Origin of the sequence: Klebsiella sp. WP3-W18-ESBL-02 (genome assembly GCF_014168815.1) — a bacterium.
In the GTDB taxonomy this organism is placed as follows: Bacteria; Pseudomonadota; Gammaproteobacteria; order Enterobacterales; family Enterobacteriaceae; genus Kluyvera; species Kluyvera ascorbata_B.
On record NZ_AP021972.1, the window covers coordinates 53,366 to 74,661 of the forward strand.

Here is a 21,296-nt window from a genome sequence, read left to right on the forward strand (position 1 = left end):
CCATGCTGATTTGGTCACGCAAAGGGCGTGCGGCGGCAGGTGCTGTCGCCACCGTGCTGTTTACCGCTTTCTTCTTGCTGCCGTTGGCGGTGATTCTGATGTCGAGCCTTAGCCAGCAGTGGAACGGCATTCTGCCGAGCGGTTTTACCCTGAATCACTTTGTGAACGCTCTGCGCGGCGCGGCGTGGGACGCGCTGCTCGCCAGCCTGACGATCGGGTTTTGTGCCAGCCTGTTTGCGCTGCTGTGCGGCGTCTGGGCCGCGCTGGCGCTGCGTCAGTACAGGGCAAAAACGCAAAAGTGGCTAAGCATGATGTTCTATCTGCCGAGCGCCATCCCGTCGGTGTCCGTGGGGCTGGGGATTCTGGTGGCCTTCAGCCAGGGGCCGCTGCAGATGAACGGTACGCTATGGATTGTGCTGACGGCGCACTTTGTTTTGATTTCTGCTTTTACCTTCAGCAACGTGTCGACGGGGCTGGCGCGGGTGTCCGCCGATATCGAAAACGTCGCCTCAAGCCTGGGCGCTTCGCCGTGGTATCGCCTGCGTCACGTCACGCTACCGCTGCTGATGCCGTGGATGGTTTCCGCGCTGGCGCTGAGCTTATCGCTCTCAATGGGGGAACTGGGCGCGACGATGATGATTTATCCGCCAGGCTGGACCACGCTTCCGGTCACCATATTTAGCCTGACCGATCGCGGTAATATTGCCGACGGTGCGGCGCTGACGATTGTGCTAGTGGCGATGACGCTGCTGTTGATGATGAAGCTGGAGCGCATCGCGAAAAGGCTGGGGCAAAAATAAAAAGGTAGGCCGGATAAGGTGCTTACGCCGCCATCCGGCAATCTGCACAGATTCCGCCGGATGGTGCTCCGCTTATCCGGCCTACAAAAAGGTTCCCTCTCCCCTAGGGAGAGGGTTAGGGTGAGGGGGGGTTAACTTAGAACCACGCCTCAAACATACCGCCCACGTTCAGCGAATCCAACTGCTCGTCTTCAGTGCCGTTCACCCTCGCCGTACGCTTGTTATCAACCTGACCGCCGGTCACGTAGAAGCGCAGCATCGGGCGGAACTCCGGGCCCATGCCGATGGCGATGTTTTGCGACAGCGTCAGCTTCCAGCCGTGGTTATCCCCGCCCTGGTCGTAATCAACGCGCTGATAGCCCGCTTCCAGCCAGGTGGAGTGCACGTCGTTCCAGAAATACATCGGGCGGATAATCGCGCCGTAGTTTTTACGGTTATCGGTTTTGTCCTTGCTGTTGTCGTAGTCGTGGAAGGCCAGCAGATATTCGACCTGCGCCTGCTGGGTAAACTTATAGTTCCCCTCGAAGCTGGCGTAGATGGCGGTCAGACCGTCGGTTTTGTTGTAAACGCTGTTATCCGCGTTATCGGAGTAGCGCAGGATCACTTTGTTGACGCCGCTGTCGTCACTGTTGGTGTGGCTCAGCAGCAGGCCGCCCTGCCAGGCATCAAGCTGCGCGTCGTTATCCACCGCTTTGGAATCAAAGCCGTAGTTGGCGTACACCTCAACGTCGATTGGCCCGGCTTTGATGTTATGGGTTTTAGTCGTCAGCGCATAGTGGCCGTTATCGCCGGTATCCGAACTGCCGGTACAGGTAATGCGTGATGGGTTGGTTTCATCGGCCATCACTTCCGGGCTACAGGATTTCACCTGCGATACGGCCGCGACGTCAAACTGCACGCCGCCAATATCAAAGTTTTTCACCCCGGCACCCTGGCCGTCGTGGTTCATCCAGAAGTAATCGTTAATACCCTGCTGCGGACGCTGGTGGAAGTCGCGACCGGCCCAGATATAGGCGTTTGGGTTCGACTCCAGCACGTTGGTGACGCCGACGTAGGCCTTTTTCAGGTTCACCTCGTCGCTCCAGTGATCGAACATCACGTTGATATCCCAGATGGCGCCTTTGCTGCTCTTAAAGGCTTTGGTTATCTGGAATTCACCGCCGTTGCTTTCGTTGCCGAGACGGCCAATCGCCGAGGCGCCGTTGTAGGAGCCGTCGACGCCGACGTATTTCTGATCGCCGGTCTGGAAGTGGGCGCCGTAGCGCGCGTAGCCGCTGAATTTAAGGCCGAACGGGACCGCCATATCCGGCGACTGGGCGGCGGTCTGCGGGTTGGTTTCCAGGTCGACCTTTTTCGCGGCGGCGGCGTCCATTTTGGCCTGGCGGTCGGCCAGCGCTTTATCGACGGCCTTGGCCACAATGGCGTCGATTTGTTCCTGAGTAAATTCTTGCGCCAGGGCTGAAGAAAGCGGGCAAAGTGCGGCCACAACCGCCATGGCTAATGGAAGTTTTTTAACAGTTTTCATGGTTATCTCAAATTAATTAATTATATTTTCAGACAATAACCATCCCGTTTCGGTGCAATATAAAAGACGCCACCAAAACAAGCTGATTTTATTTTTATCTCGTAGAGGTACAGTTAAATAATTATCGTCAGTAATATCTCCGTAGTCAGGATAATTAAAAGTTAACGTTGATAAAGGTGAATAATCTCTTCCGAAAGTTCGCGCGCCAGCAGGGAGTTCATCAGATGATCCTGCGCGTGCACCATAATCAAGGTCATTGGCTGGCGGGCTTCGCCGGCATCCTGCTCAATCAGCTGGGTCTGCATCTGGTGCGCCTGGCGAGCGTAGCCGTCGGCCTCACGCAGCAGGTTTTTGGCTTCCGTTATTTCGCCTTTTCGCGCGGCGTGCAGCGCTTCAAAGCACAGCGATCTGGATTGACCGGCGTTAATGATAATTTCCATTACCGCATCTTCTAACCTAACCATAATAGGTCCCCCTGACTCGTGAAAGTCATCGTGTAATAAAGGGTTAAAGATAAATGATTACGTAATATTAAATATTTATTATTCAGCTAGCGGTTTCGGCCAGCGGTGCAGTCGATCTTAATTTCTGTTCTTCTGTTTTCATTAATGAACGTTCATAGGCGCGGAGGAACGGTAAATACATTGCCGCCGAAACGAGCATACAAATAATACACATGATGACCGGACTTAACGCCCAGTTCGCGGCCCAGGATGCGCCAATCGGTGCTGGCGTGGTCCACGGCGTCAGAGAAACGACCTGCGCCAGCCAGCCGAGGCGGGTCGCGGTATAGGCAAGAATCGCGTTAACCATAGGAATGCAGACGAACGGAATGAACATCATCGGGTTCATAATAATCGGCGCCCCGAACAGAATCGGTTCGTTGATATTAAAGAAGCTCGGCACCACGCCCATTTTGCCAATGGTCCGCAGATGTGCCACGCGGCTGCGCAGCAGCAGGAACGCCAGCGGCAGGGTGCAGCCTACGCCGCCAATCAGCAGATAGTGATCCCAGAAACCTTGCAGGTAAACGTGCGGCAGCACGGTGCCAGCGGCCAGTGCGGCCTGGTTGGCGGAAAGGTTGGCCATCCAGAATGGGTTCATAATGCCGGTGACAATCAGCGATCCGTGAATCCCGGCAAACCAGAAGATCTGGCACATCAGTACCGACAGCAGAATCGCCGGCAGGGAGTCAGAGGCGGAAACCAGTGGTGCCAGCACGTGCATAATCGCCTGTGGCAAAATCATGCCGGTCTGCGCTTCGATAAACAGGTTCAGTGGGTGCAGGGTGCCGATGACCACCAGTACGGGAATCAGGATCTCGAACGAGCGCGCCACGCCGGTCGGGACTTCTTTCGGCAGGCGAATCGTGACGTTATGCTGCTTCAGCCAGGCGTACACGCGGGTGGCGTAAATGGCGGTAATCAGCGCGGTGAAGATCCCCTGACCGGAGAGGTACTGGGTGGAAATCTTACCGTCGGCGTACGGCGCGGCCACCAGCAGAAACGCCATAAACGCCAGCAGGCCGGGCATCACCGGGTCGAGGTTAAACTGCCGGCCGAGGCTCGCGCCAATCCCCACGGAAATGAAGAACGTCATCACGCCCATGCTGAGGTTAAACGGCAGCATCAGCTGGTCGCGGTACTGCGTGGAGAAGTCGAGCCAGCCACGCGCGAAGCCGTTGGTGGTATCCGGGGAGAACGGCGGGAAAATAAACACCAGCATAAATGAGCCGATGATCATAAACGGCAGCGCGGCGGTAAAGCCGTCGCGAATGGCGATGACGTATTTTTGTTGCCCAAGACGGCCGGCCAACGGGGTAATGGATTGCTCAATCACGGCAACCATTGACTGATAAAGAGAACTCATCTGGAAACCCTTTTAGTGCGTCGCGGAAATCAGCGACAGAGCGTAATCGAGTACCTTGTCACCCCGTTGCATGCCGTAATCCATGGTATCAATCGGCTGGACGGGAATATTCTGGGCGGCGGCCTTATCAGACAGGGTTTTTAACATGTACTTCACCTGCGGGCCCAACAACACCACCTGATACTGCGGGTACTGGATATCAAATTCGGACACGCCGTAGGCATCAATTTTCACCGGCAAGTCCCGTTCTTTCGCGGCTTCCACCATTTTTCTGACCAGCATGCTGGTCGACATTCCGGCGGAGCAGCACAGCATAATTTTGTACATCGATAACCCTCCTCTAAATGTAAAAAGTTGTTGCGAGTTTGATTTGATATGAAACTGAAACCGGTTTCTATTCATAAAAACAGGATCTGTGATAGCCATCAATTTCTCCTGCTTATGAGGCTAATTATTTCGTCCTGGCTCACAAAAATTCGCCGTTTTACGTTCATATGGACATCATATGGATAATCGGTTTCCACGAAAAAAGAGAAACGGATATACTGGGAGATGGAATCATTTAAGCCGTTGCGGTGCAGTGGTTTTTTGCGGCAGGCAGTACGCTTTTTCAGGGGAGAAAGATGTCTACAATCAACGATGTATCACGTCTGGCCGGGGTATCTAAGGCCACGGTTTCACGTGTGTTGAGCGGTTCACGAGGGGTAAAGGAAGCCAGCCGGCTGGCGGTGCTGCGGGCCGTTGATGAGCTGAACTACCGGCCAAATGTGATTGCCCAATCGCTGCTGAGCCAGTCGACCGGCTGCATTGGCGTTATCTGTGCGATGGAGAATATCAACCAGACGACCGGGTATCTGTATGCGCTGGAAAAACAGTTCAGCCAGCATCAGAAACATTTGCTGCTGCGTTTTGCCAACACGCGTACGGGGGTGATGTCGGCGTTGGACGAGCTCTCCGGCGGCCTGTGTGACGATGTGCTGATTATCGGCGCGCGTTTTCCGCTGGAGATCGAAAGCGACAACGTGGTGTTGATCGACTGCCCGGAGGCCGATACGGCCAACAGCATTCAGTTTGACCACGTGTTTGCGGCGGAAACCGCCTGCAACTACCTCGCCAGCCAGGGACGTCGGCAGATTGCGCTGATTCAACCTCAGAGCTGTGGTTTTGCCGACGACGTGCTGCTGGGCTACAAACACGGGCTGGAGAAAAACTTCCTGCCGTTTAATCGCAACCTGGTGTTTATGGACAGCGTCTCGTCCACCGTAGCGCTGCAAGAGCTGCTGAATAATGCCGGTATCGTCAGCTTTAATGCCCTGCTGGTGGCTGACGATCAAGAGGCGCAGCGGGTTATTCCGCAGCTTATGGCCTTCAACAGGCGGGTGCCGGAAGATGTGATGGTCTTTAGCCTTGCCGGTTCGCTACATCTGCCGGGGATCCCCACCATCCCGGCGATTGAATATTCCATGGACGCTATTGCTGCGCGGATTGTCCACTGGCTGGAAGAGAAAACGCAGACGTCCGTCCACACCGCGTTTCGCGGCGATCTCATTCTCCCGGGCGTTCGCCAGCGCTAACTTTTACCGCCCGCCGCGCTGTCGTCGGCGGGCCATTTCCGGCTCCCTCTTTTTGCCACCCCGCTCACAATATAAAAATAACTCATACCCACCCCCGGATTTTCGAACCAGACAGCGCCGGGCGACTGCCTTAACGTGAGTTGAACGTTCAGCCAATAACATAAACCAGAACATTCATACCTCCCTTTAAGGAAGTGACCCTATGAGTCTCTCTACCGGTGTAGATGTAAAAGCGTGGATTGATGCCCGACCGATCTCGCGCTTTCAGTGGAAAATTCTGTTTCTCTGCTTCGTTATTATTATGCTCGACGGCTACGACGCCGCCGTCATGGGCTTTATTGCGCCTGCGCTGCTGGAAGACTGGGGCATTAGCCGCGCGGCGCTGGGGCCGATTCTCGGTGCGGCGATGTTTGGCGTCGCGCTGGGCGCGCTGATCGCCGGGCCGATGGCCGACCGCTACGGGCGTAAGCGTATTCTGCTGGCCTCGGTGGCCCTGTTTGCCGTCTTCAGCCTGGCGGCGGCGCTGGCGCAAACGCCGACTCAGCTGGCGCTGCTGCGCTTTCTTACCGGGCTGGGGCTGGGGGCGGTGATGCCAAACTGTGTGACGCTGGTGGCGGAATACATGCCGGAACGGCGTAAAGGGCTGATGATTACGCTAATGTACAGCGGGTTTAACGTCGGCTCCGGGCTGGGCGGATTTATCGCCGCCGCGCTGTTGTCCCACTACAGCTGGCACTCGGCGCTGATTTTTGGCGGCGCGCTGCCGCTGCTTGTACTGCCATTTATGATGGTGATGCTGCCGGAATCGGCGATGAACATGGTGGCACGGCGGGTGCCCACGGCCGACATTGCCCGCGTGCTGAATCGCCTGGGCGGCCAGTTTGCTGCCAACACGCTGTTTACCCTCAGTACGCCGGAAATTTCCCGTCATGCAAAGGTGATTCAGCTGTTCCGCGGCGGCTACGCGCGCGGCACGGTGGCGCTGTGGTTGACCTACTTTATGGGCCTGTTTGTGATTTATCTGCTGAACGGCTGGCTGCCGACCATTCTGCGCTCTGGCGGGCTGTCATTACAGCAGGCGGCAATCATCACCGGCCTGTTCCAGCTTGGCGGCCCGCTGGGCGGTATTCTGGTCGGTTACCTGATGGATCGTACGTCGGCGAAAGTGGTGATCGCGGCGACCTATTTCCTCGGCTGTCTGTGCCTGCTGTCGCAAGGGCTGATGGACTTTGGCTCTGCGGCGCTGTCGGTGCTGATTTTCATCAGCGGGATGTGTATCAACGGCGCGCAGAACGGCCTGCAGGCTTATTCACCGGCCTATTACCAGACTGAAATTCGCGCGACCGGCGTAAGCTGGATGCACGGTATCGGTCGTACCGGGGCGATTTTAAGCTCCACCTTAGGCGGGGTGATTATGCTGGCGGTGCCGGGGCACTCGTCGATTTTCCTGGTACTGGCCTTACCGGCCTGTCTGGCGGCGGGCTGCATTCTGTTACACCGCATGAATTCGCGTAACGTGGCGCAAGCGCCGCGTGTGGCGGGCGATGTCGCGTTATCGCAGACCGCCTCTCATCGATAAGTGGAGTCAACCATGGCCAGAATTATTGGCGGAATCGCCGTCTCTCATACCCCGACCATCGGTTTTGCGGTCGATAATCATAAACAGCACGATGCGGCGTGGGCGCCGATCTTTGAGAGCTTCGAGCCGCTGCAACGCTGGCTCGACGAGAAAAAACCGGATGCGCTGGTGTATATCTTTAACGATCACGTGACCGCCTTTTTCTTCGACCACTACTCCACGTTTGCGCTGGGGATTGATAATGAATACGGCGTGGCCGACGAAGGCGGCGGCCCGCGCGGCCTGCCGCCCATCAAAGGCAATGCCGCGCTTTCAAGGCATATCGGCAGCAGCCTGATGGCCGATGAGTTTGATATGTCGTTCTTTATGAACAAAAAGCTCGACCATGGTCTGTTCTCGCCGCTGTCGGCGCTGCTGCCGTGGCAAAGCGGGGAATGGCCGACCAAAGTGGTGCCGCTGCAAATTGGCGTGCTGCAATTCCCGGTGCCGAGCGCACGGCGTTGCTATAAGCTCGGCCAGGCGCTGCGTCGGGCCATTGAGAGCTTTCCGGAGGATATCAACGTCGCCATTGTGGCGACCGGCGGGCTGTCGCATCAGGTGCACGGCGAACGCTGCGGCTTCAACAACCCGGAATGGGATGCGCAGTTCGTTGATATGCTGGTGAACGACCCGGAAACGCTGGCCGAGATGACGCTGGCGGAGTACGCCGAGCTGGGCGGCATGGAAGGGTCGGAGGTCATCATGTGGCTGGTGATGCGCGGTGCGCTATCGGCCAACGTCACGGAAACCTGGCGCGACTACTACCTGCCATCAATGACCGGCATCGCCACTCTGATTCTGGAAAATAATGCGCGTCAGCCGCCGGTGGATACGCTGACGCGGCATCGCCAGCACATGGCGCGCCAGCTGGCGGGCGTCGAAAAGCTGCCCGGCACTTACCCGTTCACCCATGAGCGCAGCCTTAACGGGATGCGGCTGAATACCTTCCTGCATAAACTGACGCAGCCCGCGTGGCGCGAGCGCTTCCTGCATGCGCCGCAGGCGCTGTACGACGAGGCGGCGCTGAGTGAGAAAGAACAGCAGTTGCTGACGGCACGCGACTGGCGAGGCCTGATTCAGTACGGCGCCAGCTTCTTCCTGCTGGAAAAAATGGGCGCGGTGGTCGGTGTGTCGAATCTGCATATTTACGCGGCGATGCGCGGGCAAACGCTGGAAGAATTCCAGAAAACCCGTAACCAGCAGGTGACTTACTCGGTGGCGGGTATCCAAACCCCGGCCAACTAGCATTGTGCGGTGTTTATGCCGGGTAGCGGCTGCGGCTTACCCGGCCTGCTTTTTTGTTGGCCTGATAAGCGTAGCGCCATCAGGCGCAGGGGCCGCTACCCGTTGACGGATAACGTTCACCAGCGCCTGGGTGGCGGGCGAGGGCAGGCTGCCCTCGCGGAAGGTCAGCCCGATTCGCCGTTGCGTATTGGGCAGCTTCACCGGCAGTACGGTCAGCAGATGGTTGTCGATTTCATATCGCATCTGGCTGGCGGAAACGGCGGCCAGCAGCGGTGAGTCGAGCAGCAACCCGCGCACCATTGCCGCATCGCCGGTTTCCACCACCGGCAGCGGTTGCGGCAGGCCCAGTGCGGTAAACGCTTTGTCCAGCAGGTGCCGCGCCGGGGCGTTACTGCGCGGCAGCACCCACTGCGCGTTGGCCAGCTGGCTGAGCGGATCCGGATGGCTGAGCAATGGGTGATCGTTGCGCACCAGGATCAGCATCTCTTCTTCAAACAGCGCCTCGCAGGTCAGCTCCGGCAGGGCGTCGTGCTGGCGCAGCGCGCCGATAATAAAATCAATATTCCCCGCCCGCATGTCCGACACCAGGGACTCATACGGACTCTCATTGGTCAGGACCCGAATGCCGGGATGCTGCGCCAGAAACGCGCCGATGGCGGCGGGCAGCAATTGCGTGCGGCTAAGCGGAAGCGCCCCAATACGTACATTTCCCACCAGAACGCCGCGTCTTGCCGCCAGATCGTCCCAGATGTGCGCCAGTTCGTTCAACGCACGGCTGATGTTCGGGTACAGCGCATCGGCGGCGGGCGTTGGGCGAACGCCTTCCGGCGTGCGGCGAAACAGCGCAAATCCGGCCCCTTTCTCCAGAATCTTCAGCGCCGCGCTGATCGCGGGCTGCGTGACGCCAAGCTGGCTGGCGACGGTCTGGGTATGATTGATGTGATAGAGCTGGATAAAAATCTCCAGCCGCCGGGTGTTAAACAGCCAGCCGGGATCGGGCAGTTCTTTATGCGGAACGGCGCGCTCTTTTAGCCGGTGCATCAGTGCCGGAATGGCCTGTAAATCGCCTATCGCCCGCAGCGCGCGCGGCAAAATGCATTTGCCGTATTCGGTCAGCACCATGCCGCTGTAATGGCGTTCAAACAGCGTCACGTCAAGCGTCGCTTCCAGATCGCGAATGGCGCGGGTAATGGCCGACTGAGTGCGGAATAAATCGTCGGCGGCGCGGGAGACGCTCCCGCGGCTGGCAACCTGACAGAAAAATCGCAACTGCATGATATTCATGTCTTTGTTGTGTTTTTTATTCATCGAGCCTGTGGCCGCCTCTTGCCGGGTGATTTGTCATCAACATAAATAAAAATCATAGCCTTCGCAAGTTAACGAATTACCCGCGGCGTTGTGGACATGACAAGCTGGAAAAAAACCAAGAAGGAAGCCCACATGTCTACTCTGATTACCCCAAAAAGCGCCCTTGTCGTCAGTGCTCACTCGGCGGATTTCGTCTGGCGCGCGGGCGGCGCTATTGCACTGCACGCAGAGCAAGGCTACCAGGTGCATATTGTTTGCCTGTCATTCGGCGAGCGCGGCGAGTCTGCGAAGCTGTGGCGCAAGGGCAATATGAACGAAGAGAAAGTGAAGCAGCATCGCCAGCAGGAAGCGCAGGCAGCGGCCGATATACTCGGTGCCAGCGTGGAGTTTTTTGATATTGGCGACTACCCGCTGCGTGCCGACAAAGAGACGCTGTTCCGCCTGGCGGACGTCTATCGCCGCGTGCAGCCGCACTTCGTTCTGACACACTCGATGCACGATCCTTACAACTACGATCACCCGCTGGCCTCCAATCTGGCTCAGGAAGCGCGCATTATCGCCCAGGCCGAAGGCTATCGCCCCGGCGAGCCGGTAGTGGCCGCGCCGCCGGTGTACTGCTTTGAGCCGCATCAGCCGGAGCAGTGCAACTGGAAGCCGGACGTTCTGCTGGATATCACCCGCGTGTGGGAGAAAAAGTACCGCGCTATCCAGTGCATGCAGGGACAAGAACACCTGTGGGAGTACTACACCCGTGTGGCCCTGCAGCGCGGCGTGCAGGCGAAGCGCAATATCGGTATTACCGCCGCGCGTGATATCAGTCATGCGGAAGGTTTCCAGAGCATCTTCCCGCGTGTGACGGGAGATCTGTCATGAGTTTACTTAATAAAAAAGGCCTCGCCATTCGCCATATTCCGCGTACCGACGGCAGCAAACTGCGCCAGTTTGCCGCTGCGGGGGTGGCGACAATTCATGAATCCCACGAACGCCAGGGGCTGATGAACCCGGATATTCGGCCGATTCAGCAGGACGTAAGCCGCGCGGGCAACGCCGTGACGGTGCTGGTGACGCCGGGCGATAACTGGATGTTCCACGTCGCTGTTGAGCTGTGCCAGCCGGGCGATATTCTGGTGGTGGCGCCGACCTCGCCCTGCGGCGACGGTTTTTTCGGCGATCTGCTGGCAACTTCGCTGCAGGCGCGCGGCGTGATTGGCCTGGTGGGCGATATCGGTATTCGCGACTCGCAGACGCTGCGCGAGATGGGCTTTGCGGTATGGTCGCGCCAGGTGTACGCCCAGGGCACGGTGAAAGAGACGCTCGGCTCGGTGAACGTGCCGCTCACCTGCGGCGGGCAACTGGTGACGCCGGGCGATGTGGTGGTGGCGGATGACGACGGTGTGGTGGTGGTGCCGCACGCGCTGGCCGACACGGTGCTGGCAAGAGCACAAAGCCGTATCGCCAATGAAACGGCCAAACGCGATCGGATGCGCAACGGTGAGCTGGGGCTGGATATCTACGCCATGCGCCCGCGGCTGGCGGAAAAAGGGCTACGCTACTTCGACTCGCCCGAAGACGTGAGGGATTAACATGTCTCAGCGCAGAATTCCCTGCTTATGGATGCGCGGCGGCACGTCAAAGGCGGCCTGCTTTCTGGCGTCTGACTTGCCTGCCGACGCGAAACAGCGCGATGCCGTACTGCTGGCGGTGATGGGATCGCCGGACGTCAGGCAGATTGACGGCATTGGCGGCGCCGACCCGCTCACCAGCAAGGTCGCCATTATCCAGCGCTCAATGCGCCCGGACGCCGATGTGGATTATCTTTTTGCCCAGGTGAACGTCGAACGCGCGGTGGTCGACTACGGCCAGAACTGCGGCAATATTCTCGCGGCGGTGGGGCCGTTGGCCATCGAACGCGGGCTGGTGCCGTTAACTGCGCCGGTGACTCAGGTGCGGGTGCATATGGTGAATACCGGGCAAATTGCGGTGGCGGAGGTGCGTTGCTCGGCGGAAGGGGTGGAATACGGCGGCGAAGCGCGCATCGATGGCGTGCCGGGCACCGCCAGCCCCATCATTCTCAACTTCCTGGATATTGCCGGTTCAACCTGCGGCGCGCTGCTGCCGACCGGCAACGTGATTGACCGCTTTGACGGCGTCGACGTCACCTGTATTGATAACGGTATGCCGGTGATCCTGTTACGTGCCAGCGATCTCGGGATATCGGGTTATGAAACCCGCGAGCAGCTTGACGCCAATAACGAACTGAAACAGCGGCTTGAGTCCATCCGCCTTCAGGCCGGGCCGCGCATGAATCTGGGTGATGTGGCCCAGCGCAGCGTACCAAAAATGACGCTCATCGCCGAACCGCGCGACGGTGGGGCCATCACCAGCCGCACCTTTATTCCTCACCGCTGCCATGCGTCGATCGGTGTATTCGGCGCGGTTAGCGTGGCCAGCGCCTGCCTGCTGCAAGGCTCGGTGGCGCAGGGGCTAGCGAAGGTGGCTGACGCGCGTGAATTGATGGTCAGCGTTGAACATCCAACCGGTGAGTTTAGCGTGGCGCTTCAGCGTGGCGATGACGGCGAGCTGGCGGGCTGCGGGCTGCTGCGTACCGCCAGGCTGCTGTTTGCCGGCGACGTATTTATTCCGGCTGCAAAGGAGTGACAATGAGACATATTGCGTTTATCGGTTTTGGCGAAGCGGGGACCATTCTGGCAAGCGAGCTGGCGCATCAGCATCGCGTTGTCGTGTGGGATTGCAAGCTCCGCGGGGGCGACCGTGAGGCCATGCTGGCAAAAGCCGAGCGGGCGGGTGTTCAGGCGGCGGGGTCGCTGGCGGAGGCGCTTGACGGCGCGGCGTGGGTGTTTTCGACCGTCACCGCCGGCGCCGCGCGGGAAGTGGCATTGCACAGTGCGGCACTCATGCAGGCCGGACAATATTTTCTCGACCTTAACTCCGTTGCACCGGATACCAAACGGCAGGCGTCTGAAGCCTTTGCACCCGGTGTTTACGTGGACGTTGCGGTAATGGCCCCCGTCCCCCCGGCGCGGATGAAAACGCCGCTGCTGGTGGGCGGCCCGCAGGCGCAGGCGGTCACCGATGTGCTTAACCAGCTCGGGTTTAACGCCCGCTACGGCGCTGATGCGGTAGGCAGCGTCTCGGCGATCAAAATGTGCCGTAGCGTGATGATTAAAGGGCTGGAGGCGCTGACCACCGAATGCCTGTTTGCTGCGCGAGCCTACGGCGTGGAGGCGGAAGTGCTGGCCTCGTTGCACGCCAGTATTCCTTCGCTGGGCTGGGATGCTGCGTTTCCGGGCTACCTGATAAGCCGCGTCGCCGAGCACGGCGTGCGTCGTAGTGAAGAGATGGAAGAGGTGGTCAAAACCCTGCGTGATGTGGGCGGTGAAGGGCTGATGAGTCAGTCGACATCACGCGTTCAGCGGGGGGTGCCGCAACAGATGCAGGCATACGGGCTTGATTATGCCGGGCTTGAGCCGTTCAGCTGGCAGCGGCTGGCGGATACGCTTAAGGGGCGGTGATACATGAGGCAGGCCTGATAAGCGTAGCGCCATCAGGCAATATTACCGCACATTGCCGGATGGCGGCTTCGCCTTATCCGGCCTACGATTTCAAGGTTATTTTGTCGGGCACTGAATGTCTTTAATCGCCTTTTCATAGGCCGCGCGGTCGTTCTTATCCAGCGCCCGCGTTGCGCTCTGCACCGCCGTTTTGTTGACAGCGGAGTCCAGAATCCGGTTGGCAAACTGGGTGTCGCTCAGCCCGGCGTGGGTCGGGCAGTTTTGCTTCACGTCTTTCACCACCTGCTGCTTTTGCTGCTCGAACTTCAGCCCTTCGAGCGGCGAAGCGACTACCGGCAGCGCCAGGCAGGCGGCCAACGAAATCGCGATACGGATTGTCTTCATCTCGGATGTCCTTATGTTGATACGCACCGTTAACTATAGCTGTATCCGTTATTTTGCGCCGCCGCTTCCAGCTACAGGTAGACGTTGCATCCATCCGTCGAAATCCTCCGTGGTGGCTCGCAAAGAGGCGAAAACACGGCGGTGACTCGCCTGTGTCGGGCGTAGAGTGCGTCTATTCGCTTTTTGGGTGACGATGGAACGCCATGACGACGCGCGCAGCTTCAACGCCGCACGATGCGGTTTTTAAACAATTTTTGTGTCACCCGGAAACGGCACGTGATTTTCTCGCCATTCACCTGCCGATATCGCTACAGGCGCTCTGTAACCTGCAAACGCTTAAGCTGGAATCTGCGAGTTTTGTTGAACCGGATCTCCGCGCGCGTTATTCCGACGTGCTATGGTCACTGCAAACGACGGCGGGTGACGGTTACATCTACGTGGTGATTGAGCATCAGAGTTCGGCGGATGCGCACATGGCGTTTCGGTTGTTGCGCTATGGATTAGCGGCCATGCAGCGGCATCTGGATGCCGGGCATAAAGACTTGCCGCTGGTGATCCCGATGCTGTTTTATCACGGTCTGCAAAGCCCTTATCCCTTTTCATTGTGCTGGCTGGATGAATTTGCCGATCCCACGGTAGCGCGCCGTTTGTATAGCTCGGCATTTCCGCTGGTTGATATCACCGTGGTGCCGGATGATGAGATTATGCAGCATCGCCGCGTGGCGCTGCTGGAGCTGGTGCAAAAGCATATTCGCCAGCGCGATCTGTTAGCGTTAGTCGACCAGATTGCCCAGCTGCTGGTAACGGGATGCGCTACTGACAGCCAAATGAAAGCGTTGTTTAATTATCTGCTGAGATCGGGAGATGCGGTTCGTTTTCACGAGTTTCTCCAGGCGGCGGTTGAACGTGCACCAGAACAGAAGGATAAGATAATGACCATTGCAGATAGGTTGCGGGAAGAGGGGCATTGGGAGGGAGTGCAACAGGGGTTACAGCAGGGGATACGTCAGGAGGCGTTACGCATTGCTCAAACGATGCTGGAAAACGGTATTGACAGCGCCATGGTTCAACTTATCACCGGTCTTTCCGCCGACGAACTGGCTGCTCTTCGTCACTAAATTTTAACCCGATAACCGACGTTATCGGGCCATTTCACTACACCGTTTTCACCCTGCGTCGCGAATCCAGCGAAATCAGCACCACCGAGGATAAAATCAGCAGCGTGCCCAGCCAGTCTGGCAGGGTAAAGCTGATGCCGAGCAGCAGCAGCGATAAAAACGCGCTGCTGAGCGGTTCGGCACAGCTGAGAATGCTGGCTTTCGGCCCGCCGATCATCTGTGCGCCTTTCAGGTACAGGCTGAAGGTGAGAGACGTGCCGATCACCACCAGGTAGAAAAAGGCCAGCAGCAGGTTGCCGGTAATCACGATATGGGTGCCCTGACCGGCGTAGAACGGCAGCAGCATTGCGCCACCGAGCAGCATGCTCCAGCCGACGATCGGCAGCGTACCGTAGCGGGCAATCAGCGTTGAGGGATAGGTGGTGTAGAAGGCGGCGGCAAAGGCGGAAGCAATCCCCCAGAACAGCGCCGCGCCGGAGATAGACAGCGAGGTGGGGTCGCCGTGGGTCACCAGCAGAAAAGTCCCGATTAGCGAGGTGGCGATAGCGGCGAAGACAAACGCGCCCGGTCGTGCCTTACGCACGATGGCAAACCAGGCCACGATGATCGTCGGCGATAAAAATTGCAAAATGGTCGCGGTGGCGGCGTTCGATTTTTCAATCGCCAGCAGGAAGGTCAGCTGCACGGTCATTGCGCCTACCAGCGAAAAAATCAGCAGGCTGAAGGTATCTTTGCGGTTGCGGAAGAGGCGAAAAATACCGTCGCCGTGCAGGAAAGAGAAGGTGAGGAGAATAAAACCGCCGGAGAGCAGGCGGATCATCGTCAGAAACGGCGACCCCATCTGGCTGTGTTCCATAATGTACTGCGCGCAAACGCCGGAACTTCCCCACAATATCGCGGCAATTAAGACGTTAACCATCCCTTTTCTGGTGGCACCCATTTTCCTCAACCCTGTCATCGTATTTTGTTGTGACGGGCATCATAGCATGGTGGAAAGCTTGCCCCCAGCGGCGTGCCGGGGGCAAAAGGGTTAGCTGAGATCGACGTTTTTGCTGCCGAACAGCCAGGTCAGCAGGAAGCCGCCAAGGTAGGCGACGGCGAGGCCCGCGGCGTAAACCGCCATCCCCGCATAGATGCCGCTGTTTGAGGTCATCAACGGGATGGCCACCAGGCCGGACGGACCGAAGACCGTATTCAGGCCAACCGGCAGCCCCATCCAGGCGACAAGGCCAATGAAGAAGCCGCCGCAGGCACCGCCGAGGCAGGCGGTGATAAACGGCTTCATACGCGGCAGCGTCACGCCATAAATCAGCGGTTCGCCCACGCCGAGCAGGCCGGGAATGATCGCTCCTTTAATCTGCGTACGCAGCAGTGAGCCCTGCTTCGCCCGATAGTACAGCGCCAGCGCCGCGCCTACCTGGCCCGCCCCCGCCATGGCCAGAATGGTAAACAGCGAGTTGAAGCCCTGCGCTTCCATCAGCGCAAAATAGACCGGCACAAAGCCCTGATGCACGCCAAACATCACCGCCAACAGGAACAGACCGGCCAGCACCGCAGAGCCGAACGGGTTACCGTTGAGGTGCAGGAACAGCCAGGACATCCCGGTAAACAGATAGCCGCCAATAGGCATAATGACCACGAAGGTAACCGCGCCCATGATCAGCAGCGTCACTGCCGACGTGAGGATCATGTCGAGGTTGGCGGGCATGATGCGGCGCACCTGTTTTTCGACCCAGGCGCCGATAATTGAAGCGATCAGTACGCCGATGATGTTCCCGCGCGGGTCAATGGTGTGGCCGAAGAAGTCGGAGATTCCGGAGTAGAAGCCCACCGCCGCTTTGGGGTCATAGCCCAGAATAAACAGCGCGGCGATAATCGCCCCGTTCACGCCCGAACCGCCGAACGCTTTCTGCGCGTTATAGCCAATCAGAATGCTCAGGAAGGTAAACATGCCCTTACTGAACACTTTCATGTAGCTGATGATATCCACCAGCGTGGCGTTCGGATGCGCGTTCTCCAGTACGAACAGCTGTTCGGCCAGGGTCGCAAAGCCGAGCAGCAGGCCTACGGCAATAAAGCCAGGGATCAGCGGCGTAAAGATGGTGGCAAACTTGGCGAGGAATTTCTGTACGCTGCTGGTTTGCTTACCCTTGAGCTCCTGCTTTTTGGCATTCGCGATATCGGCCAGCGATGCACCAGAGTCAGCTTCATGCGCTGGCGTTTGCGGGGCCTCTTCCAGCATCAGGTTCATCATTTCTGAAGCGGTCTGCGCTTTGCCCGGGCCGAGGATAATCTGGAACTGCTCGTTGCTGACCACCACGCCCATGACGCCTTCGACCTGGCGGATGGCGGCGACGTCAGCATGGTCCTCATTGCGCAGCGTCAGGCGCAGACGGGTCATACAGTTACCCGCCTGCACGACGTTTGGCGCCCCGCCTACCAGGGTGAGAATGCGGGCTATCATCTCTTTATTTATTTTTGCCATTCTACGAACCCTCGTCAGTGGGAGGCGTGTTGAAGCGCTTTGCGGATAAAACCGTTGTTGTCGGCCAGCAGCTTTTTGGCGTCGTCGGCGCTCAGATTCGCCAGCACCATCACGATGGCGGTTTTGCAGTGGCGGCCGCTGGCATCCAGCGCCGTCTGCGCGGTCTGGCGATCGCACTCGGTGGCTTCCATCACGATGGAAATCTGTCGCTCAATCAGCTTGGCGTTGGTGGCCTCTACGTCGACCATCAGGTTGCTGTAGACCTTGCCGCTGCGGATCATCGAACCGGTAGTGATCATATTCAGCACCAGTTTTTGCGCCGTGCCTGCTTTCAGACGGGTCGAGCCGGTCACGACTTCCGGGCCAACAACCGGCGTAATGGCGATGTCGGCGCGCTGCGCCATCTCGCCGTGCGGGTTGCAGCTGACGATAGCGACCAGCGCATTTTGCTGATGCGCGTATTCCATTGCTCCCAGCACGTACGGCGTGCGGCCGCTGGCAGCGATACCGACCAGCACGTCATGCTCGTTAAAGCCCAGCGTACGTAAATCTTCCGCGCCCTGTGCGGCGTTATCTTCAACGTTTTCAACCGCTTTCAAAATGGCGGTGTGGCCACCGGCAATCAGGCCGACAACCTGCTCAGGACGGGTGCCGAAGGTGGGCGGGCATTCGCTGGCGTCAAGAATACCCAGACGGCCAGAGGTGCCAGCGCCGATGTAAATCAGTCGGCCGCCGTGACGGAAAGCATTCGCCACGCTATCAACCAGCTGCGCTATCTGCGGAATATACGGGGTGATGGCGTGAGCAACCTGCTGATCTTCGTTGTTAATGACCGTCAGCATCTCTTCAGTGGAGAGGGTGTCAATGTTAGCGCTGTTTGCGTTGCGTCGTTCAGTCAGCAATTTGCTCAAGTCAATACTCATAGGAAACCTCATCATTCACAGTGGCGAGTAGTATAAGGAATTAATTATTCCATTCATGTGAAGGTTATCACGATTAGAGGCACGAGGTAATCATGATTTACAGCGGTGGCGGGGAGTTTTGAGGTAATAAAATTGGAATATTTTATTACCTCTGTGAATTTTAGGGCGCGGTGCGCGGTTTAAGCAGCCCGAAAAAAAGCGCAATTGCGTAGGAAATCGCCATCGCGAGACTCATTTTCAGCATGGTTTCACCGCCCAGTCCTGCCAGCGGCGCGGCAATGCCTCCGCAGACGAACATCAGCGTACCCATCAGCGCCGACGCGGTACCCGATTGCGCGCTGCTGACCGCGCTCATGGCTTCCGCACCGGAGACGGTGCTGATCCCGCTCATAAACGACACCGTGAAGAACAGGCCAATCAGCGCCATGACCGGCTGTTGCTGCCAGGCGAGCAGTAGGGTGACCAGCGCGCACAGCACCGCCAATAATAAACCCCGGCGCAGCAGCGTTTCCGCGGCGACGCGACGCGCCAGTTTTGAAAAGATCAGGGCGGCAATAATCAGCCCAATCCCGTTCAGGCCAAACAGCAGGCTGAACTGCATCGCGCTCATGCCGTATTCGCTCTGAATGACGAAGGAAGAGGAGCCAATGTAGGAAAACAGCCCGGCCATCATAAAGGCCTGAATCAGGCAGTAGCGCATAAAGCGGCGGTTTTTGAGAACCGGCGTTCCTTTCGGCTGCGTCGCTGCATCGGGGCCGTTGGCTGGCAGGGTTTCATGCAGTACGACAAGGCTTAAAAGCAGCAGCACCGCGCCGATTCCCGCCATCGTCCAGAACAAAATTCGCCAGTCAAACGCGGTGATAATATAGCCGCCGAGCACCGGCGAAAGCACCGGCGCAATGCCGTTAACGGTCATCAGCAGGGCGAAGAACTGAGTGAGCAGCGTGCCCTGATAGCGGTCGCGGGCGATCGAGCGTGATAGCACTGAACCACCGGCACCGGCGAAGCCCTGCAAAAAGCGCCAGACAATCAGCAGATGAATATCGTGGGTGATGGCGCACATAGCCGATGAGAAGATAAACAGCAGCAACGACAGCGCCAGCGGCTTGCGGCGGCCAATGCGGTCACTGAGCGGGCCAAAGAACAGCTGGCCGAGGCCAAGACCGAGCAGCGCGGCGGTAAGCGACAGCTGGGTTTGCGTGCCGGTAGCGTTTAGCTGTTCGGTGATTTCCGGCAGCGCCGGGAGATAAAAGTCGGTACACAGTGGGCCAATAGCGGTTAGCAGACCCAGAACCACGACCCAGGAGGGGGAGATGCGCGGCATGAAAGCTCCTTTTATTTTTCATAATCAATGAGGGGAACGGTGCTGGCTGCACCCTCACCCCGGCCCTCTTCCTGGAAGGGAGAGGGGGAAAACCCGCGCCGGTATTTACCTACGACGCCAATCGGTTCCCTCGCCCCTTTGGGGAGAGGGTCTTGTAGGCCTGATAAGCGCAGCGTCATCAGGCATCGCGGGCACATTGCCGGATGGCGGCGAAACGCCTTATCCGGCCTGCACCCCGCCGCCCAGCGACTGCCAGAGCGTAATACGGTTCGCCAGATCCGTTTCCTGTAAGGCAATCAGCGTCTGCTGCGCTGACCACAGGGTGCGCTGCGCCGTCAGCGCGGTCAGGTAATCGCCAACGCCCGCCTGGTAGCGTTTCATCGCCACGTCCAGCGTCTGCTGCTCCGCCGCCACGTATTGCCTCTGCGCATCAAGCTGTTCGCTCAGCGTCTGGCGACGCGCCAGCGCATCCGCTACGTCCTTAAACGCGCTCTGAATCGTTTTTTCGTAGGTGGCGATTAGCCCCTTTTTCTCCGCCTCGGCGTAGCGAAGTTGCGCCAGATTGCTGCCGCCGGTAAACAGCGGCAGCGAAATAGACGGCGCGAAGGACCACACGCTCATGCCGTGGCTAAACAGTGAAGATAGCGCATCGCTGCCTACCCCGGCGCTGGCGGTGAGTGAAATGGTCGGGAAGAAGTTTGCCCGCGCCGCGCCGATATTGGCGTTGGCGCTCTTCAGATTGTGCTCCGCTTCCTGAATATCCGGGCGCGTTAGCAGTACGGACGACGAGACGCCCGCCGGGACCAGTGAAATGGTGTTGGCGGCCAGGCTCTCCAGCGTACCCGGGAGCAAGGCATCCGCTACGGTGGTGCCGGCCAGCAGGTTAATGGCGTTTTTATCCTGCATCACCAGCGTTTGGTAGCTGGCGACGCTGGCGCGCGCCTGCTGATAAACGCTCATCGCCTCACTCACGTCAGTGGCCGCCGCGGTGCCAATTTGCTGCTGACGCTGGACGATTTTCAGCGAGTCGGCGGCGCTTGCCATGGTTTGCTGCGCCAGCGCCAGGTTGCTGTTGTCCGCCGCCAGCGTCACCCACGCGGTGGTGAGCTCGGAAATCATCGTCAGACGGGTGTTCTGCGCGGTGAATTCGCTGGCAAGCCAGGTTTCACGAGCCGCGCGGGACAGACTCTGATTACGACCAAACAGATCCAGCTCGAAGCTGGAGACCGCGCCGTCGGCCTGCGCGGTGGTGCTCACCCCGCTCGCCAGCGTGCGGCTGCGGGTATTGCTGAGTTCGGCGTTAACGGTCGGCATTAACGACGCGCGGGTTTCGCCGTACTGCGCGCGAGCGGCGTCAATATCGGCAATGGCTTTTTGCACATCGCGGTTGCTGCTGAGCGCCTGGCTCACCAGCTTTTGCAGGCGCACATCGTTCACCACCTGCTGCCAGTTACCGACCACGGCGGTCGCTTCACCGTGGCTGCCCGGCAGCGTCGCCGGGATAGGCGCGTCCGGGCGCTGATAGTTGGGGTCCATCGACACGCAGCCCACGCTCAGAAGCGCAATAAATAAAACGGATAAACGGAACAT

General features: G+C 58.5%; 20 protein-coding genes. 9 read left to right on the plus strand and 11 right to left on the minus strand.

All coding sequences use genetic code 11. The features are described 5' to 3' along the window. Positions 1-2: 2 nt before the first annotated feature. On the plus strand, positions 3-800 hold the full coding sequence (gene phnV / locus H7R56_RS00245) for a 2-aminoethylphosphonate ABC transport system, membrane component PhnV (RefSeq protein ID WP_106924841.1): 798 nt from the start codon (positions 3-5) through the stop codon (positions 798-800). Positions 801-936: 136 nt separating this feature from the next. Here the strand turns inward: phnV and H7R56_RS00250 are convergent, their stop codons facing one another. The 4 genes from H7R56_RS00250 to H7R56_RS00265 all read right to left on the minus strand — a co-directional run bounded on the left by H7R56_RS00250 (position 937) and on the right by H7R56_RS00265 (position 4,521). Next, a complete protein-coding gene (locus H7R56_RS00250; protein WP_106924842.1) occupies positions 937-2,325 on the minus strand; it encodes a carbohydrate porin in 1,389 nt (462 codons plus the stop codon). 161 nt (positions 2,326-2,486) lie between these two features. Then, a complete protein-coding gene (locus tag H7R56_RS00255; RefSeq protein WP_181357968.1) occupies positions 2,487-2,789 on the minus strand; it encodes a PTS lactose/cellobiose transporter subunit IIA in 303 nt (100 codons plus the stop codon). Positions 2,790-2,871: 82 nt separating this feature from the next. Continuing rightward, entirely contained in the window at positions 2,872-4,194 is a 1,323-nt protein-coding gene (locus H7R56_RS00260; protein ID WP_182928445.1) for a PTS sugar transporter subunit IIC, read from the minus strand. 12 nt (positions 4,195-4,206) lie between these two features. Beyond that, a complete protein-coding gene (locus H7R56_RS00265; protein ID WP_106924845.1) occupies positions 4,207-4,521 on the minus strand; it encodes a PTS sugar transporter subunit IIB in 315 nt (104 codons plus the stop codon). Between the two features lie 296 nt (positions 4,522-4,817). Here H7R56_RS00265 and H7R56_RS00270 point away from each other — a divergent pair, with 296 nt between their 5' ends. From H7R56_RS00270 to H7R56_RS00280, 3 genes are all read left to right on the plus strand, one after another. Then, positions 4,818-5,768 carry a LacI family DNA-binding transcriptional regulator gene (locus tag H7R56_RS00270; RefSeq protein WP_106924846.1) on the plus strand — a complete coding sequence of 317 codons (951 nt, stop codon included), beginning with the start codon at positions 4,818-4,820 and terminating at the stop codon, positions 5,766-5,768. 202 nt (positions 5,769-5,970) lie between these two features. Then, positions 5,971-7,347, plus strand: a complete 1,377-nt coding sequence (locus H7R56_RS00275; RefSeq protein WP_106924847.1) for an MFS transporter — start codon at positions 5,971-5,973, stop codon at positions 7,345-7,347. A gap of 12 nt (positions 7,348-7,359) precedes the next feature. Then, positions 7,360-8,631, plus strand: a complete 1,272-nt coding sequence (locus H7R56_RS00280; protein ID WP_106924848.1) for a gallate dioxygenase — start codon at positions 7,360-7,362, stop codon at positions 8,629-8,631. 36 nt (positions 8,632-8,667) lie between these two features. Here the strand turns inward: H7R56_RS00280 and H7R56_RS00285 are convergent, their stop codons facing one another. Beyond that, positions 8,668-9,939: a LysR family transcriptional regulator gene (locus tag H7R56_RS00285; protein ID WP_181357969.1), complete on the minus strand. Its 1,272-nt coding sequence runs from the start codon at positions 9,937-9,939 to the stop codon at positions 8,668-8,670. A gap of 132 nt (positions 9,940-10,071) precedes the next feature. Here H7R56_RS00285 and galB point away from each other — a divergent pair, with 132 nt between their 5' ends. The 4 genes from galB to H7R56_RS00305 are packed head-to-tail and all read left to right on the plus strand — an operon-like array spanning position 10,072 to position 13,472. Continuing rightward, a complete protein-coding gene (gene galB / locus H7R56_RS00290) occupies positions 10,072-10,812 on the plus strand; it encodes a 4-oxalmesaconate hydratase (RefSeq protein ID WP_106924849.1) in 741 nt (246 codons plus the stop codon). Then, entirely contained in the window at positions 10,809-11,522 is a 714-nt protein-coding gene (locus tag H7R56_RS00295; RefSeq protein ID WP_106924850.1) for a 4-carboxy-4-hydroxy-2-oxoadipate aldolase/oxaloacetate decarboxylase, read from the plus strand. Before galB ends, H7R56_RS00295 begins: the two co-directional genes overlap by 4 nt. Position 11,523: 1 nt before the next feature. Then, positions 11,524-12,597: a 4-oxalomesaconate tautomerase gene (locus tag H7R56_RS00300; RefSeq protein ID WP_106924851.1), complete on the plus strand. Its 1,074-nt coding sequence runs from the start codon at positions 11,524-11,526 to the stop codon at positions 12,595-12,597. Positions 12,598-12,599: 2 nt separating this feature from the next. Further along, positions 12,600-13,472, plus strand: a complete 873-nt coding sequence (locus tag H7R56_RS00305) for an NAD(P)-dependent oxidoreductase (RefSeq protein WP_106924852.1) — start codon at positions 12,600-12,602, stop codon at positions 13,470-13,472. A 96-nt stretch (positions 13,473-13,568) separates the two neighbouring features. On the opposite strand, the gene H7R56_RS00310 is transcribed toward H7R56_RS00305, so the two are convergent. Next, positions 13,569-13,856, minus strand: a complete 288-nt coding sequence (locus H7R56_RS00310) for a YicS family protein (protein ID WP_106924853.1) — start codon at positions 13,854-13,856, stop codon at positions 13,569-13,571. Positions 13,857-14,059: 203 nt separating this feature from the next. Between H7R56_RS00310 and H7R56_RS00315 the strand changes: the two genes are divergently transcribed. Next, positions 14,060-14,974, plus strand: a complete 915-nt coding sequence (locus H7R56_RS00315; protein WP_106924854.1) for an Rpn family recombination-promoting nuclease/putative transposase — start codon at positions 14,060-14,062, stop codon at positions 14,972-14,974. Positions 14,975-15,011: 37 nt separating this feature from the next. Here H7R56_RS00315 and H7R56_RS00320 read toward each other — a convergent pair whose 3' ends face one another. The 5 genes from H7R56_RS00320 to H7R56_RS00340 all read right to left on the minus strand — a co-directional run bounded on the left by H7R56_RS00320 (position 15,012) and on the right by H7R56_RS00340 (position 21,296). Beyond that, entirely contained in the window at positions 15,012-15,914 is a 903-nt protein-coding gene (locus tag H7R56_RS00320) for an EamA family transporter (RefSeq protein ID WP_106924855.1), read from the minus strand. Positions 15,915-16,004: 90 nt separating this feature from the next. Further along, entirely contained in the window at positions 16,005-17,459 is a 1,455-nt protein-coding gene (murP, locus tag H7R56_RS00325) for a PTS N-acetylmuramic acid transporter subunit IIBC (RefSeq protein ID WP_106924856.1), read from the minus strand. 14 nt (positions 17,460-17,473) lie between these two features. After that, entirely contained in the window at positions 17,474-18,382 is a 909-nt protein-coding gene (gene murQ / locus H7R56_RS00330; protein WP_106924857.1) for an N-acetylmuramic acid 6-phosphate etherase, read from the minus strand. A 160-nt stretch (positions 18,383-18,542) separates the two neighbouring features. Further along, positions 18,543-19,706 (minus strand): multidrug effflux MFS transporter, encoded by a 1,164-nt coding sequence (locus H7R56_RS00335; protein WP_106924858.1) that lies wholly within the window; start codon positions 19,704-19,706, stop codon positions 18,543-18,545. 219 nt (positions 19,707-19,925) lie between these two features. Beyond that, the gene (locus tag H7R56_RS00340; RefSeq protein WP_106924859.1) at positions 19,926-21,296 is read right to left on the minus strand and encodes an efflux transporter outer membrane subunit; all 1,371 of its coding nucleotides are present in this window, start codon (positions 21,294-21,296) and stop codon (positions 19,926-19,928) included.

What these genes read in the sequence shown, in the direction of transcription:
- H7R56_RS00305 (WP_106924852.1), top strand. Translation starts at nt 12,600, where the DNA reads ATGAGACATATTGCGTTTATCGGTTTTGGCGAAGCGGGGACCATTCTG.
- H7R56_RS00320 (WP_106924855.1), bottom strand. Translation starts at nt 15,914, where the DNA reads ATGGGTGCCACCAGAAAAGGGATGGTTAACGTCTTAATTGCCGCGATA.
- murQ (WP_106924857.1), bottom strand. Translation starts at nt 18,382, where the DNA reads ATGAGTATTGACTTGAGCAAATTGCTGACTGAACGACGCAACGCAAAC.
- H7R56_RS00315 (WP_106924854.1), top strand. Translation starts at nt 14,060, where the DNA reads ATGACGACGCGCGCAGCTTCAACGCCGCACGATGCGGTTTTTAAACAA.
- H7R56_RS00310 (WP_106924853.1), bottom strand. Translation starts at nt 13,856, where the DNA reads ATGAAGACAATCCGTATCGCGATTTCGTTGGCCGCCTGCCTGGCGCTG.
- H7R56_RS00335 (WP_106924858.1), bottom strand. Translation starts at nt 19,706, where the DNA reads ATGCCGCGCATCTCCCCCTCCTGGGTCGTGGTTCTGGGTCTGCTAACC.
- H7R56_RS00255 (WP_181357968.1), bottom strand. Translation starts at nt 2,789, where the DNA reads ATGGTTAGGTTAGAAGATGCGGTAATGGAAATTATCATTAACGCCGGT.
- galB (WP_106924849.1), top strand. Translation starts at nt 10,072, where the DNA reads ATGTCTACTCTGATTACCCCAAAAAGCGCCCTTGTCGTCAGTGCTCAC.
- H7R56_RS00250 (WP_106924842.1), bottom strand. Translation starts at nt 2,325, where the DNA reads ATGAAAACTGTTAAAAAACTTCCATTAGCCATGGCGGTTGTGGCCGCA.
- H7R56_RS00270 (WP_106924846.1), top strand. Translation starts at nt 4,818, where the DNA reads ATGTCTACAATCAACGATGTATCACGTCTGGCCGGGGTATCTAAGGCC.
- H7R56_RS00285 (WP_181357969.1), bottom strand. Translation starts at nt 9,939, where the DNA reads ATGAATAAAAAACACAACAAAGACATGAATATCATGCAGTTGCGATTT.
- H7R56_RS00300 (WP_106924851.1), top strand. Translation starts at nt 11,524, where the DNA reads ATGTCTCAGCGCAGAATTCCCTGCTTATGGATGCGCGGCGGCACGTCA.
- H7R56_RS00280 (WP_106924848.1), top strand. Translation starts at nt 7,360, where the DNA reads ATGGCCAGAATTATTGGCGGAATCGCCGTCTCTCATACCCCGACCATC.
- H7R56_RS00275 (WP_106924847.1), top strand. Translation starts at nt 5,971, where the DNA reads ATGAGTCTCTCTACCGGTGTAGATGTAAAAGCGTGGATTGATGCCCGA.
- H7R56_RS00265 (WP_106924845.1), bottom strand. Translation starts at nt 4,521, where the DNA reads ATGTACAAAATTATGCTGTGCTGCTCCGCCGGAATGTCGACCAGCATG.
- H7R56_RS00340 (WP_106924859.1), bottom strand. Translation starts at nt 21,296, where the DNA reads ATGTTCCGTTTATCCGTTTTATTTATTGCGCTTCTGAGCGTGGGCTGC.
- murP (WP_106924856.1), bottom strand. Translation starts at nt 17,459, where the DNA reads ATGGCAAAAATAAATAAAGAGATGATAGCCCGCATTCTCACCCTGGTA.
- H7R56_RS00260 (WP_182928445.1), bottom strand. Translation starts at nt 4,194, where the DNA reads ATGAGTTCTCTTTATCAGTCAATGGTTGCCGTGATTGAGCAATCCATT.
- phnV (WP_106924841.1), top strand. Translation starts at nt 3, where the DNA reads ATGCTGATTTGGTCACGCAAAGGGCGTGCGGCGGCAGGTGCTGTCGCC.
- H7R56_RS00295 (WP_106924850.1), top strand. Translation starts at nt 10,809, where the DNA reads ATGAGTTTACTTAATAAAAAAGGCCTCGCCATTCGCCATATTCCGCGT.